The sequence below is a fragment of the Gaetbulibacter aquiaggeris genome, assembly GCF_044003965.1.
Taxonomy (GTDB): Bacteria; Bacteroidota; Bacteroidia; order Flavobacteriales; family Flavobacteriaceae; genus Yeosuana; species Yeosuana aquiaggeris.
Window position 1 is genome coordinate 1,421,957 of record NZ_JBAWKC010000001.1, and the last position, 15,706, is coordinate 1,437,662.

11 protein-coding genes are annotated in these 15,706 nt (G+C 31.9%); 2 read left to right on the forward strand and 9 right to left on the reverse strand.

Going from position 1 to position 15,706, the window contains the following annotated elements; all coding sequences use genetic code 11:
* Nucleotides 1-149: 149 nt before the first annotated feature.
* The 4 genes from V8G56_RS06155 to V8G56_RS06170 form a co-directional block, all read right to left on the reverse strand.
* Complete coding sequence (locus tag V8G56_RS06155) at nucleotides 150-4,976, reverse strand: T9SS type B sorting domain-containing protein (protein ID WP_395437545.1); 4,827 nt, start codon at nucleotides 4,974-4,976, stop codon at nucleotides 150-152.
* Nucleotides 4,977-5,164: 188 nt separating this feature from the next.
* Nucleotides 5,165-7,885 carry a T9SS type B sorting domain-containing protein gene (locus V8G56_RS06160; protein ID WP_395437546.1) on the reverse strand — a complete coding sequence of 907 codons (2,721 nt, stop codon included), beginning with the start codon at nucleotides 7,883-7,885 and terminating at the stop codon, nucleotides 5,165-5,167.
* Between the two features lie 27 nt (nucleotides 7,886-7,912).
* Nucleotides 7,913-8,743 carry an ABC transporter permease gene (locus V8G56_RS06165; protein WP_395437547.1) on the reverse strand — a complete coding sequence of 277 codons (831 nt, stop codon included), beginning with the start codon at nucleotides 8,741-8,743 and terminating at the stop codon, nucleotides 7,913-7,915.
* Between the two features lie 4 nt (nucleotides 8,744-8,747).
* A complete protein-coding gene (locus V8G56_RS06170; protein ID WP_395437548.1) occupies nucleotides 8,748-9,644 on the reverse strand; it encodes an ABC transporter ATP-binding protein in 897 nt (298 codons plus the stop codon).
* A gap of 122 nt (nucleotides 9,645-9,766) precedes the next feature.
* On the opposite strand from V8G56_RS06170, the gene V8G56_RS06175 reads away from it, so the two are divergent.
* The gene (locus V8G56_RS06175) at nucleotides 9,767-10,825 is read left to right on the forward strand and encodes a hypothetical protein (protein WP_395437549.1); all 1,059 of its coding nucleotides are present in this window, start codon (nucleotides 9,767-9,769) and stop codon (nucleotides 10,823-10,825) included.
* 9 nt (nucleotides 10,826-10,834) lie between these two features.
* Here the strand turns inward: V8G56_RS06175 and V8G56_RS06180 are convergent, their stop codons facing one another.
* From V8G56_RS06180 to V8G56_RS06200, 5 genes are read right to left on the reverse strand one after another with little or no spacing between them, the layout of a single operon-like run.
* Nucleotides 10,835-11,347 (reverse strand): IS1096 element passenger TnpR family protein, encoded by a 513-nt coding sequence (locus tag V8G56_RS06180; RefSeq protein WP_395437550.1) that lies wholly within the window; start codon nucleotides 11,345-11,347, stop codon nucleotides 10,835-10,837.
* 36 nt (nucleotides 11,348-11,383) lie between these two features.
* Nucleotides 11,384-12,400, reverse strand: coding sequence for a COX15/CtaA family protein (locus tag V8G56_RS06185; protein WP_395437551.1), 1,017 nt, complete (start codon nucleotides 12,398-12,400; stop codon nucleotides 11,384-11,386).
* 1 nt (nucleotide 12,401) lies between these two features.
* Nucleotides 12,402-12,854 carry a GNAT family N-acetyltransferase gene (locus tag V8G56_RS06190; protein WP_395437552.1) on the reverse strand — a complete coding sequence of 151 codons (453 nt, stop codon included), beginning with the start codon at nucleotides 12,852-12,854 and terminating at the stop codon, nucleotides 12,402-12,404.
* Nucleotides 12,851-14,275: a CCA tRNA nucleotidyltransferase gene (locus tag V8G56_RS06195; protein WP_395437553.1), complete on the reverse strand. Its 1,425-nt coding sequence runs from the start codon at nucleotides 14,273-14,275 to the stop codon at nucleotides 12,851-12,853. The genes V8G56_RS06190 and V8G56_RS06195 overlap by 4 nt, the downstream gene beginning before the upstream one ends.
* Nucleotides 14,276-14,335: 60 nt before the next feature.
* Entirely contained in the window at nucleotides 14,336-14,896 is a 561-nt protein-coding gene (locus tag V8G56_RS06200; protein ID WP_395437554.1) for an L-threonylcarbamoyladenylate synthase, read from the reverse strand.
* Nucleotides 14,897-14,998: 102 nt separating this feature from the next.
* On the opposite strand from V8G56_RS06200, the gene V8G56_RS06205 reads away from it, so the two are divergent.
* Nucleotides 14,999-15,652, forward strand: coding sequence for a DUF1919 domain-containing protein (locus V8G56_RS06205; protein WP_395437555.1), 654 nt, complete (start codon nucleotides 14,999-15,001; stop codon nucleotides 15,650-15,652).
* Nucleotides 15,653-15,706: the final 54 nt, after the last annotated feature.

Genomic DNA, 15,706 nt, shown 5'->3' on the forward strand with positions numbered 1-15,706 from the left:
ACTAATTAAATATTTTTTGATAGAATAAAACTAAATACTAAAGTATAGTATTTAATAATCTTAGACTTAAAAATATTAAAGAGGATTAATCTTTTTAGATAAATGGAACAAAATGGTCATCAATGTGCAAAAAAATAGTTTTTTTAGAATTATCTTTTTAATGCAAAATGTCCCTTTACATCAAAATCAACACCATCTTTTTTAACTTTTGCTAAAAACCAGTAATCATCAGAAGGCATATTTTGGCCTCTATAGGTACCATCCCAGCCAGGTGAAGAAGAAGGCAAAGTTTTGATGAGTTTACCATGTCTGTCATAAATATAGACAATAGTTCCGGGTAATTGTTCTATCCCAACGATGTGCCAGGTATCAAAATAGCCATCATTATTTGGGGTTACAAATTTAGGAACATCAATAACTACGACCTCTTTTGAAACATCCTGGCAGCCATTAACATCTCTTATTGTGACTATATGTGGTCCAAAAGTGACATTTTCAAAAACATTTGAAATTTGTGGTTCTTGATCATCTAAAATGTAAACATAGTTTCCTATACCACTCACGTCTACAGTAATACTATTGGGATCTGCAAAATCAACGGTAGTTGTAAAATTAATGGTGGCTTCTTCTGATTCAATGACTGAAAACGCTTTAAATGCCACGCAATTATCAGTTGACGTTATAGTAATCCAGTAATTACCTAAATCTTCTGGCATTAAATCAATTTGATTCGTTTTTTCGCCAGTTGACCATAAATAAGTGTCCCCTGAAACGCCTGTACTAGCATCGATTATTAAAGGTAAATCATTCATACATAAAGGAACGATGTCTCCAACATTTATAACGGGAAGCCGATGCACTATAACACTAAAAGAAGTGATATCAAAACAGGGCGTCTTATTATTTTGCATTCTTGCATAAATAATTTCACCATCAATAGCAGGATAATTTGCATCTAAGGCATTGTTTTTGTCTCCAATAAACGCGTCATTTGGGTTAGAATAAAAAGTAACTTCAAAATTTGTTTTATTTTCTGCACCAATAATTGCGTCTTTTTGTTGTGATAAATCAAAGACTAAAAAGCCATCATAATCATCGTCACAACCTTCAAGAGGTGGTGGAGCAATGGCAACCGGATTTGGGTTAATCTGTAAATTGAATGAAGGTATAATGATACAGCCTGTATTTGGGTCTTCTATTCTGGCAAAAAACTTGTGAAAACTGTCAGTATAATTAAATATGTTTGTTAATGGGATACTATTTTGAGCGTTGGATAAACTGCTATGGTAACTAATATTTACAGCGGCAGGGTCATCTACAATCACATTATTAAGCTGAGATAAATCATATGTTTTGGTATCATTATCACAAATTTGTATGGTGCCAACATCATATGTTTTTGGAGGACGGTTTACTACTAAATTAAAAGGAATTACGCTAGAGCAACCTACCGTCAAATCTGTAACTTTCAGGAAAACTGTTCTTGACCTCGAATCATAATCTGTTAAATTTTGTATTGCCTTTGATAAATCATCAACGTCAGCTTCCTCTTCGAAATAGTTTATTTCAGCATTTAGTCTTGGAGGTAATGTAAAATTGAAGTTACGTAAATTAAATATGGCGGTATCATCATTATAATTATCAGAGCATAAAATTAGATTTTCACCAGGGGTAACCTCTGGGCGTGATACAATTTTTATGATTATATCTGTTACATTATAACAAATTGAACCAACTTCCTGAACTCTAGCATAAATCGTATTAGAATCATCCAAGGTTCTATATGGCGATTCTAATTTTACAGATTCATTATTGTTTTCTGCATCTGTCTTATTTTTAAAAAAAGAAATATTTAATGGCCGTGGTGCACCATATTTGATCTCCGAAGCCATTTCGTTTAAATCGAATGTATGAAAACCATCGCTATCTGGATTTTCACAAATAGTATATCCTGTAAATTCGGTATTATATTCCGGGTTTTTTGAAACTTTAATAAAAAACTGAGATACATTAAAACAACTTGGATCGGATTGATTTTGAACTTTCACATATATGGGTTGTTCTACATTCGGCAATGCATTTCTATGAGGAATGTCTTTTTTTATTTCAATAGTGTATTCCGGATCTTCAAAATATAAAACCTCTGTACCAGATGAGGTATATAATATTTCTTCATCTTTTTCTTCCAGTAAAAAGAATTCATAACCGTCTCCATCACTTTCACAGATTTCGTAATTACTAATAGTTGGAATGACAGGTAAAGTGCTTACTATAATTTGTAAAGAGGTTGTACTTGTGCACCTTAATGGGGAAATTGTATCTTGTACCTTAATGGTAATTTTTTGTGTTTTAGTTTTGAAATTTTCCTTTTCCGGGCTAGTTATTAGTTCATTTTTCTCATCATAAAAGGTGATATTTAATCCAGTAAAATCCGAAATCCCAAGATCTGTTTTTGTAAGATCAATACCTTCGGCAAAACCATCCTGATCATCGTCACAAATAAGTTCAGGAGCTGGTTTGATTATGGTAGGAGCTGGTAAAATTTGAATTTCAAGAGGATTTATTCTATTACAGCTTGAAGCCTTGTTTTCAATTCTTGCAAAAAATTTTTGGCTTTCATCAACTTGATAGAAGAATAGTTCTTTATTCGAGAAATTATCTATGGCATCTTGTTCGTCTAAAAAATAACTAACTTCAAAATCTGTATTTCCACCAGTAATTCTTTCGTCCAATAAATGTAAATCTACATTAATATTAAGGTTTTCATCAGAAGCACAATATTGAACTTTTTCTGGAGGTTCAAATAGTAATAAAGGATTAACAATTATATCTATTTGTGCATCCACAGTACATAAACCGTTCGTTATGCTAAGAAATAAAGTTCTTCCGTCTTCTTTTTCCACTTCATGAAGTATATTAGCATCTAGTGCTATGTCATCATTTCTATTTTCTGGTGAATCGTAATACGTAAAACTAATATTTGGTATACCATTGGCTATTTTATTAGTAACTTGATTAAGGTAAAAATACGCTAGACCATTAATATCAGGCTCAACACATATGGCTACCTCTTCTAAATAAGTTCCTGTTAATAATAAATTGGTGTGAACCTCAAAAGGGACAATAGTTGCACAACCGATCTCATTTTCAACTCTAATAAATAAGCGCTGTACATCAAGTTCGGTATTTGTAAAATTTTCAGTGTCAAGAATGGGGTTTTGTGGAACCTCTGCATCCTCGTAGCTTAGATAAAATGTTGGTGGAACAACACCCGTTAAACCTGGTAAAACCTGAGGCAATATTTCATTAAGATTAAAGGTAGCTGTATTTATAGCTACTCCATTTATATCTACTCCTGCACAAGCATCTAAATAGAAAGGGTTTTCAGTATCAATAAAAGGACTGTCTATAATCTCTATATTAAGAGTGGTCGTATTCCAACAATTGCTTATAGTATTTACAACTCTTACGTAATATGTTTGAAAATAGGGTAATACGGCATTAAAATAAGGTTGCGTCGAGTTGATTGGGTTGTTCCCAGAAACGGCTTCCCCCGGACTATTATGATAGGAAACTGTGAAATCATTTGGGTTTGAAGAAATAAAATAATCGTCATAGTTACTAAGTAAAATATCAGTTAGGCCATTCGGACTATTGTCATCGTCACAAATAGTATCATTCACAGGAGAAATGACGAGTAATTCATTTACGATAAGGTTAAATGGGGCATAAGACACGCATCCAGTATCTATATTCTCTATTTTAACGAAAATTTCTGGATACGTATTATTTTCGATAGGGGTTGTTATTTCATTACTTCCATTTCTGGCTTCCGGTTCGGAAGGAAAAAATGTTAAATAATAATTGCTTTTGGGAGGAAGTATATTAATGATATCTGGAATTTTAGTTTGAAGGTCAAAAAATTCTATGCCGTCGCCACTCGAATCGTCACATTTTTCATAAGGCGGAATAACATCATAAATAGGCTCTTTATTTAGCGTTACTTGAATGTCATCAGTTAAAGTACATACTTTACTATTTAAAGGAATTGAAATTTCAACACTATAGTTACCGTCAGTCGTTACATTTAGATTAGAAAGCTTGTCATCTAAACCAGTTATCTCAACATTATTTCTAAACCACTTATATGTTGCTAAAGGATTTTGGATATCTGCATTTAATGTTCTAGAGCTAAGACAGGTAATAATATCGTCTCCTAGTTCTAGATTGTCAACGCTGATAGCCTCAATAAAAACAGCAGAATCATTAGTGCTATCTGCAAAATCTGCGATAATAAGTTTAACATGATATTTTACGAAAGGTTCTATACTGGCAGTTGCAAATAGTGGTATAGTTCTTCCTTCATAATTCGTATCCGGATCATTAAATCCTTCAAAATATTCAGGGTTTTGTGCGTCACATCCTGACGTATCATCTGTATCAGGAATAGCCGGGCGTATTGTTTCTGTGCTTACAGGAATGTTTGCCGTATTTGGAATTACTGCAATATTGCGAAATGGTGATGTATCATCTGCCTTCTTAATTAGAAATACAATTCTATCGCCGAAACTACAAGAGTTGAATCCGTAATATTCTTCTGAGGCAAATAGGTAGTTAAATTGAATTTGGTTTGTAGCAGAAACTAAGTCAAATTCTATAGAGGTGGCGTTTAATGTATTGGTTATTCCTAAGGCATCTAAATCAGGATCTGTGCCCCAAATATCTGAGCCTTCACTTAATAATGCTTCTCTTTTCGCATTTCCTCCAGATTCGGCACTTCCTGTGGATAACATAATACCATCTTCAAAAGGAAAGTCTGAACTACCACGATTAAAATAAGCATAACTTGGAAATCCAAATGAGTTTCCATTGACATTAGAATTAATATCTGAAATTTCTACACAACCTTCAATTAAATTATCTTCAATAAGCTCAATTAACGGGACAGAGCTGTCAACAATTATTTGAGAAAACATAAAACTACTGCTACAAAAAAATAGAGCCCATAAGGCATAATTTTGTAGGTTTCTTTTTACTTTGCTTAATTGGGGTAAAAACAGCATTGTTTTATGATTAAATAATGCTTGAAAAATAGCTAATCTTTAGTTTAAATACAAAACAAACAGACTAAACGCTCTTTTGTTAGTTTTTCGTCAATTATAGATTAATTCTTTAACGTAAAATGGCTTTTAAAAACCCTTCCATCTTGCAAGATCACCGAAAACCAATAGTCATCAGTTGGTAAAATTTTACCATTAAATGAGCCGTCCCATCCTTTTTCTGTTGGCTTTAATTGTTTTAAAAGTTTCCCGTAACGATCAAAAATAAAGATTTTTGAATCTGGTTGAAAGAGGCTGGAAACACCATAAACCTGCCAGGTATCATTCATGCCATCATTATTGGGTGTGAAATATTTTGGAAAGCCTATAACGGATACTTTCTTATTGACATTTCCACAGTTATTCTTGACATCTTTAACATAAATGGTATAAAACCCTGGAGCAATATTTTCAAAAATATTACTATTTTGATAGGGTCTGTAAAGGATATTATCAGAATCTAAAAGGGAATATTCATAAGTGCCTTCACCCGACACAAAAACAGTAATGATGTTATTTTGAGCAGCATCAACCACCTTTATTGTTTCAAAAGTAGCAATGTTTGCAGGTTCTACAACCACGGTTCTTTCTTTCGTGCAATTATTAGAGTTTGTTACCAAAACTTTATAAGTTCCAGGTTCATTTACCTGTATTTCATAGGTGCTTTCTTCCGTTGACCATGAATATGTATAATTATCGGGTGCATCATTTATAACATTCGCATCAATAATAATAGTTTCCGGATATTTGTTTAGACAATAATAAACAATATCATCAGTTTTAATTTCTGGTAATTTATTAACAGTAAGTAATAATTCACTAATACCATAACAATTGTTGGTATTTTCAACTCTTGCATAAATGGTTTGTGAATAGGGTTCTGTATTTTTAAAGGTGTCACCTAAATTGTTTTGTTCAATTAAAGCATCTTCATAAAATTCGTAATAGCTTATTACCAATCCATTAGTTAAGGGGGTAATAATTTTTGAATCTGCCTCCCTCAAATTAAAATTGTATTTTCCGTCTTCTATACCATCATCATCACAAACAATCAATTCCACATCATTTGAATCCGTGACACTCACGTTTAAAACAAGTTCCGTATTGGTTGAACAACCAGTTTGGCTATTTATAACTTCGACAAATATAATTGGGGAGTACGGATCATTAATGTAATTGTCAGGGTTTAATATTTGGTCAAGTCTAGTAGCATCCTTATAAAATTTAGTAAACACATTTTCCGTCGGGTCTGTTAAACTGGAATTGGCTTCATTGAGGTTGAAAATGGTTTGACCGTCTTTTGTTCCGTCTTCATCGCATTGTATTAAGGTAGTTTGAAATGCCTTAGGGTTTTCGTTATAAGTAACCAAAGCCTGGCCTTCAAATCTATCACAATTACCATCATTAGGATCAATTAAAAGCTTATATAGCCCTGGCTTTGAAATAGGTAAATAGAAATCAGTTTCTTCTACTTGGATTATTCCGTTTAAGGACCATTGGTAAAGGGCGCCAGGAAGTTCAATACCATTTAAGGTATAAATCTCACCAGTACATAATGGTAAATCATTAGACGTTGCATTATTCCCTATGATATCAATTTTTTGAGAAAAGAAGGAGGTTATAAAAGGGGGTAATCCTTGTCTTGAGTTTCTGGTTAAAGGAATCGCGTTATGTTTATAATCACAGCCTAAACCAATAATATTTGGATTATTTATAACTGATAGAAAAGGAGAGCCATTGTTGTAAGTGTTACTCATAGCTCGATAAATTTTACCATCAGGACCCAATTGTAATGCACCTCTGTACATTTGTCTTTTATCAATAACAATTTCAGTACTACTAATATTTGCAGCGGTTAAATCATATTGCAATAAAGATCCATATTGCTCTGAAGCTAAATTAAATTCATCTGAATTTGGATTGTAAAATGCCGACACATATAATACATTATTGTTTTGCGAAAACTCCACGCCATAAGCAGATTGGGGTTTTGATAAATTTGGTGAAAAATTTATAGGTATTTCTTTTTGATTACTAACTACGCCAGAAGATGCATCAAAATCGTAAAGATATAATCCTGAAGTTGCATTAGCACAAACAAGTTTTGTGCCATCCGGAGAAAACTTTAAATAGCCTCTACCATCACTAATATCAATATCAAATGTCCTTGTGACTGGGTTTGGGTTGACACCCGCAGCAGTTACTTCATAAGCATAAAAAGTATTAAATGGATTATTCGTCGTTTGCGTTAGTCCATCTTTAGAAGAAAAAGTTATAACCCAAATTGATTTTGACTCACAATCTTTTACCACTGCACTTATTTTTTCTGAACTATCCGATAATATAGAAAAATTTTTTGTTGTAACATCTCCTAAACTTAAATCTACTATTGAATAATTGAATCCATAATCTGGATCTCCTGGTCCTATTGAAGTGTCAACGGTAAAAACATAATAAATATTAAGATTTCCTGGGTTTGGAATTATTATTGCAGATTGTGTACTAGATTTATCACCATATAAATTACTGCCATTGGGCATTACATTACCATTCCTATCATAAACAAATCGACCATCGGTGTAAAACAATAAGTCACCATTATTATCAGAAATACTTGTACAACCTTCTTCTGTACTTAATTGCCCATTAGATAAGGAAGTAATAGTTCCATCTACATTAAATCGAATACCAGCATTATCGCCAAAATACCAGTTAGCCGCTTCATTCTGGCTATAAGAATAGAAACTTATAAAAAAGAAAGTAAATAGTAATGCGATTTTTTTCATCTTCAATAGCAAAGCTATCGAAAGATATTATAAATCACGCATTTTTAACAATCTGTAAGATAAAAAGATGAATATAGCAGTCCAAAATAATACAATCACAATTTCATACCAATGAACGGCGTAATCAAAATCAAATTTCTCTCCAACTTGATTGGCTACAGATTGCACAGCGCTTAAACGTGAAAAGGGTTGTTTAATTAAATTAGACATGGAATTTAAAGGGAAAAACTGCATAATACTGGTAGCGGTGTCTGCGTCTGTTTTCCAGCGTAATAACCCAAATACGATCCCTTCAATAAACTGCCATACAAATAGAAATCCAAGAGCAAAGGCTGATCGTTTCACTAGAATCCCCAAGAACAGACAAAACGAGAAGAAACCAACTAACTTGATAAAGAAGGCTAATAGAAATTCTAAGTCAGAGAAAATAATACTTAACTCGGTATAATTTGAAAATATGAGGCCTAAAATTAAAGAAACAATAAATATAAATAGGGTTGAAACTATTGAAAAGACAATAACTGTATAAAACTTAGATAATATGAATTCTTTTTTGCTTAATCCGTCAATTAAGTTTTGTTTCAGTGTCTTATTACTATATTCATTAGCCATCATAGAAACAATCACAATGGCCAGAAATAATTTAAAAATGGCCGCAAAATAGCTGTTAAAATGCCATATGTAGGGGAAATTAAAAATGCCCATTTCGGCTAAATGAAATTTAATGGGGCCAATATCAAACTTAATGGCTGCAATAAGAGCAATGGAAGTAAGTAAAACAAAATAGGTTATAATTAATACCTTACTGGCTCTACTATGCATTAGTTTTTGAAACTCTATATTTAATAGTCTATACATGCTTTTATTGATTGTTGGTTAGTGTTAAGAACTGCTCTTCTAAACTTTCTTTGCGTTGTACTAAATGTGATAATATAAATCCATTTCCGAACAACAGTTTATTAAAAGCAGCAGATTCCATGGGTTCATTTAGAAATGCTGTGATTAAATGATCTTTGACTTTTACACTTGAAATAGAACTGTGATTTTCTAAAAATATAATAAGTTCGTCTTGATTGGCGCATTTTAATTCAAAGAAACCAAAGCTGGTTATCATTTCATCAACTCTTCCCGAGTATAATTTCTCCCCTTTTCTTAAAACCACTACATGCGTACAAACTTTTTCTACTTCATCCAGTAAATGCGAGGCTAATAGGATAGTAGTCCCTGCACTGGCAATTTCTTTGATGATTTCTCTAATTTGATGGATTCCTTTTGGATCTAATCCATTGGTTGGTTCATCTAAAATTAAAATTTCCGGATCATTTAATAGGGCAGAGGCAATGGCTAAACGCTGTTTCATTCCCAGTGAAAAGGTGCTGAATTTGCTATCTTTTCTATCAATTAATTCTACAAGTCTTAATTTTTCCTCAATTTTACTAGCATCAACTTCTTTAATTTTACAAACTAATTTTAAATTTTGATAGGCTGTCATGTAAGGGTAAAAATTTGGACGCTCAATAATAGCACCTACCTTTTTTAAAGCCTGATGCGTTGAAGTATGGCCATCAAACCAATGAAATTCACCTGAAGTTTTGTTTACTACATTAAGAACGACACCTAATGTGGTTGATTTTCCGCTGCCATTTGGACCTAATATACCATAAACATTACCTTTGTTTATTGTAAATGATAAATCTTTTACAGCAGTTAAATAACCAAATTTTTTTGTTAGATTGTTAATTGTAAGGATAGGCTCCAAGATATTCTAATTTTTGCGTTGATCTAAAATCAACAGGTTAGTTAATAAATATGACGATTGTTATGTAAATTTGTTACATACGCGTTTATAAAAATAAGTTTAAAATTTCAATAGTTTAATTAATGGAAGATTTAAAAATTTCAAAAAAGAAGCCATCTTATCCTGTAAATGATGAGTTGCACAAATATCTTTCAGAGTTTAACAGAAATATAAAGCTTCCTATTTTATATGAAGACCTCCTTAGGTTTCAAGGCTCTGTAACGGTTTATGACAAATTGGATAATGACACATTATGGATTCGTGTTTATTACAGTGAATATGACCGTGAAGAAATTGATTTAAGTTTAAAAAGGGTCTATACTATTTTGCATTCTGACGGCAACGAAAGCTCCATAGCCTTTCTAAATGTTGATGCTATTGATTATTGCACGTTTGGTAATTCAAAACCGTTTAGAATAAAAATCAGAAATATTTTGAATGATAACTTTACCTATTTTTATGTAAAAATAGCTGATGCTTCTCGTATTTATGGCTTAGAGTTAGAACATATGTTATCTCCGTATAATCTAAATTTTCTGGTTTATAAAAACACTTTAATTGAAGAGCATATTTCAGGTATTCCTGGGGATGAATTCATTAAAAATATGTTGCCAAAATGTAGCAAATCTGAAAAATCACAAATTGCGAAGGAGTTTGTCAAATTTAATGAACGTTGCATGATCAGACTTTTAGGAGATATGCGTTCTTATAATTATGTTATTGTGCCAACACATGATTTTGATCAGGTGGTTTATAAAATAAGAGCTATTGATTTTGACCAGCAATCGTATGAAGGCAAGATTAACATCTATCGTCCTCAATTTTTTAAAGAAAACTTTATTATGGTGAAACTGGTAACTGATAGTTTTCAAAAATTATCTATTGACCAATATAAAATTGAAGAACGCTCTATTATTGCAAAGCGTTTAAAGAGTTATCACGATAGAATTGAGGCCTTGCTTGATTGTATGATAAAAGACACTATTTCCACTAAGGAAAACATCGATACCTTAAAATCAAAAATTTATGAATACACCCTGGATGTCAAATTTAAGCGCAGTAAAAATATGGGTGATATTATTAAGAATGCCTTAGCTTATGTGTTGAGAAATTATGAAAATGTAAATCCGTCCAGATTTTAAAGGAACTTATTAATTCCAGTTTTCGTCGAAATCTAAATTTTCGTAATCATCAATATCTAAATCATTATCAAATTCATTAAAATCTTCTAAATCTTCAGATTCGAAGAATTTTTCAGGAGCAACCTCAGGGATTTGTCCTTTTGAAAATAGTAGATTAGGATAAGAGGCACCTTCCATTTCCTCAACAATTTCAGCTAATTCTACATAAAACGTCCAAAGATTGAAGAAATCATATACATAGATTAATTTGGGTTGCATTTCATAAACAATACTATTTATAACAGTATCACTCATTAATTGAGCTGAGGCATCTTCACTTAAATCAAATAATGAAATTTCTTGACCTTGATTCCACATAGCATCACTTACATAAAAGGAAGCCATTTCTGTACCATCAAATCCAAAAGACTGGGTTATGACATTGTGTAAATCTTCTAAAGTATCAGATTCTTTTATTTCTAAATCACGAAATACATCTTCATCTGTATCATTATCAAGAATAACTCTAAACCTATAAATCATAGTAATAAATTAAGTTGCAAATGTAACAGTTTTCAATTATTTAGTAAAGCGATGCAACGTAAATATCATAGAACTTAATAAAATAAAAGCACCAACCTGATGTGCCACACCAAGCCACACCGGAACTTGAAATAAAATAGTGAAAACGCCTAATAAAAATTGAATCCCAACCACTATTAACAAGGATAAAATACCATTTGATTGAAGTTTAGTTAATGTCAATTTTTTAGATTTATGCCAAATTGCAATTACCGAAAACACCACAATATATGCTAAGATTCTATGCGCAAATTGAACACCGCTTTTACCTTCAACAAAGTTTTTATACCAGGGTTGTTGTTCAATAAAAACGGTGTCATGCATGAATTGGCCTTCACTCATCATAGGCCAATGATTATGAATAAAACCGGCATCTAATCCAGCTACAAAAGCGCCATAAATGATTTGTATTAATAAGACAACTAAAGCAAATCTTATAAAATTTCTAAAGTCTATATTGATATCTTTATTAACAGGATAAATTAAATCCAATGCCACCCAAAAAGTATATGCAAAAGTCACAAATGCGGTTGTTAAATGAGCTGCCAACCTATAGTGGCTCACGTCTGGATTGTCAACTAAACCACTTTTAACCATATACCAGCCCATAAATCCCTGAAAAGCCCCAAGACCAAGCAGGATAATAGATTTTGTTATTGTAGGTTTAGAAAGTTGTTTGGTGATTAAAAAGTATAAAAATGGAATTAAGAATACTAAGCCAATAAAACGACCAATGACCCGGTGCAGCCATTCCCAAAAATAAATATCTTTAAAATCTTGAAGGTTAAAATGATTGTTGAGTTTTTGATATTCAGGATATTGTTTGTATAAATCAAAAGCTTCTTGCCATTCAATATCATTCATTGGAGGGATGACTCCGGAAATTAATTTATAATTGGAAATAGATAAACCTGAATGTGTTAACCTAGTAATACCGCCAACAACAACCATGATGAATATTAAAATGCAACCAGTAAGCAGCCAATAAATGACTTTATTATTATCTTTTTTCATTTTATAAAAGGTTTTTTTTAAAACATAAACTATTGACTACATTTCTGTATTGTCCATAATTAGACATTAATTGAAATTTGTTTTTTTTATATAGTGCAATAGCTTCCATTTGCCTGATACCTGTTTCTAAAATACAGGATTTATAATTTAATTCTCTGGCCCAAGCTTCTAGTTCTTGCAGTATTTTAGTGGCTATACCATTTCCTCTTGCTTCAGTTCGGGTAAACATGCGTTTTATTTCAATATTATCAGTATCAAAAGGTTTTAAAGCGCCGCAACCAACAGGTTGATCATTTAAATAGGCTACCACTGTGTGTTTTATAACATCAATATGATTGTATTGATTATAAAATTCATGCTCATCTCCGTCGGTAATCTTTAAAAAGGCATCTAAGTCTTTCACAAGATTAATGAAATCTATATTTTCAGAATTTGTTCTAACTAGCTTAATCATTTCTGCGAGGTAATTGTTAAACCTAAACGTTTACCTTCTTTCAGCATGAGGTCATAAGCGGCTTTGTGCTCATTTGGGATATCACCATCAAGAATAGCTTCTTTTATAGCCTCTTTGATAATACCAATCTCCTTGGAAGGTTTTAAATTGAAAGTTGCCATAATTTCTTCACCCGATATGGGTGGTTGAAAGTTTCGTACATGGTCACGTTCTTCCACCTCAATAATTTTGTCGCGAACAATTTTGAAATTGTTGCGATATTGATTAAATTTTTTTGGATTTTTTGTGGTGATATCTGCCTCACAAAGCGTCATTAAATCATCTACAAATATACCCGCATCAAATACTAAACGACGCACGGCAGAATCCGTTGCTTCTTCATTGGCTAATACAATTGGTCTGGAACTCATAAATACCATTTTTTGAACAAATTTCATTTTGTCATTCAATGGCATTTTAAGGCGTTTAAATAATTGATACACCATTTTTGACCCTTCAAATTCATGGCCATGAAAAGTCCAGCCTACCTTTTTGCTAAATTTTTTAGTAGGAGCTTTACCAATATCATGTAATAAAGCCGCCCATCGTAACCATAAATTATTGGTGTTTTCTGCAATATTATCAACTACCTCAAGTGTGTGATAAAAATTATCTTTATGTCTTTGACCTTCTATTTCATCAATCCCTTTTAATGCCATTAACTCGGGTAAAATATAATCAAGTAAACCTGTTTGTTCTAGCAATAAAAAGCCTACAGAAGGTTTTTTGCTTTCTAAGATTTTGTTTAATTCAACAACAATTCTTTCATTAGTGATAATTTGAATTCTGTGATTATTCTTCGAGATGGCTTTTAAACTAATCTCTTCAATTTTAAAATCCAATTGCGCTGAAAAACGGATGGCACGCATCATCCGTAACGGGTCGTCACTATAAGTTAAGTCAGGGTCTAAAGGGGTGCGTATAATTTTATTTTGTAAATCTTGCACTCCATTAAATGGATCAAGTAAATCTCCGAAATTTGATTCGCTTAAATTTAAAGCTAAAGCGTTTATTGTAAAATCTCGTCTGTTCTGATCATCCTGTAAAGACCCATTTTCAACTACGGGGTTTCTACTGTCTTCACTATAGGATTCTTTTCTGGCACCAACAAATTCAATTTCAATATCATCGTAGCGAAGCATTGCCGTACCGTAAGTTTTAAAAACCTGTACTTTGGGTTTGTTTGGTAAATTTTTTGAAACTTGTTTGGCAAGTTGAATACCATCTCCAATGGCAACAATATCAATATCTTTTGGCAAACCTCTATTCAGCAAAAAGTCTCTTACAAAACCACCTATAACATAACAATCTAGATCTAGTTGATTAGCAGATTGAGAAATGATTTTGAAAATATTGTGTTTTAAGGCGTCTTTGTAATTCATTAATTATAATGCAATAATAATATTTCAAGCTTCAATTGTTTGAATTGAAATTTATAGCTTTTATGGTCTTATAATTTTAACAACTCCATTACTACTTAATTTAAGCATAGATGATGGTTTGTTGCAAATTTTTTCGCGATGCAAATTTACAACATAGTCCACACCTTTTAAAACCTCTTGAGATATTTCTTTAAATGATTTTGGGGTAGGCATTCCACTAATATTAGCAGATGTTGAAACTATCGCCCCATTAAATCGTCGCAATAACTGGAAGCAAAAATCATCATTGGGAATTCTTATGGCAATAGTATTATCTTCTGCAACTAGGTTCGGTGCTAAATTTTGTGCATCGTCATAAATAATGGTTATAGGCTCTTCTGAAACCTCAATTATGTTATAAGCAACTTCAGGTATTTTTTTAATGTATTTTTTAAGCATTCTGTCATCTGCTACTAAGCAAATGAGCGTTTTGCTACCTCTACGCTGCTTTAATTGAAAAACTTTGTTTACAGCTTCAGGATTAGTTGCATCACAACCAATACCCCATACGGTGTCAGTAGGGTAGAGTATAAGTCCGCCTTCTTTTAAAATTTGTAAGGCTTTGTTTATTTCTTGTTGCATGGAGTTATATTTTTTCAAATTTAGCATTACTTTTATTCATTACATAAAACTTCGTAATTTTGCAGTCTAAAATATAATACATGATTACTTTAATCCTTATAAATGTTTAGAAAAGTATATGTTTTTGTAAGTAGAAAATTCAGGTCTTTATTTAAAGATTATTTCAGGAAAAAGGATTTGGAGATTTTGAAAAACAAGGAGTTTGTAATCATATCAAACAATTGTTGGGGAGGGAGTGCATACCAATGGTATAGAAGACCTTATAATACGCCTTTTGTTGGGCTTTTTATTCATGGTTCTTGTTATATGAAATTGCTGAATAATTTTGAGTATTATATGGCTCAAAAATTATCTTTTACAACTAATTCAAGGTATCCTGCAATTGGTGAATCCTATCCAATTGGATTATTGAGTGATATTGAAATACATTTTCAGCACTTTGCTTCTGAAGACGAAGCAAGAGAAAAATGGGAAAGAAGAACGGCAAGAATGCTTCAAGTAACCAATATGGATAATTATTTTTTCAAAATTTGTGATCGACAATTAACTACAAAGTCAAATTTATTGGAGTTTCATCAGTTACCTTTCAAAAATAAAATTTCATTTTCGGTAAATCATTATGAAGAACTTAAGTCATGTAATCATATCGTTATTTTAGAATCAGAAAAAAATAAAGGGGAATATGTGCCTAATGGAAAAAAACTATTTAAACTAACTTATCTGTATTTTGATTTAAGTAAATGGTTAATAGGTTGAGTTTTTTTTTGAGTATTATTTTTTACATAAATTGATTTTAATGATTAACATGGG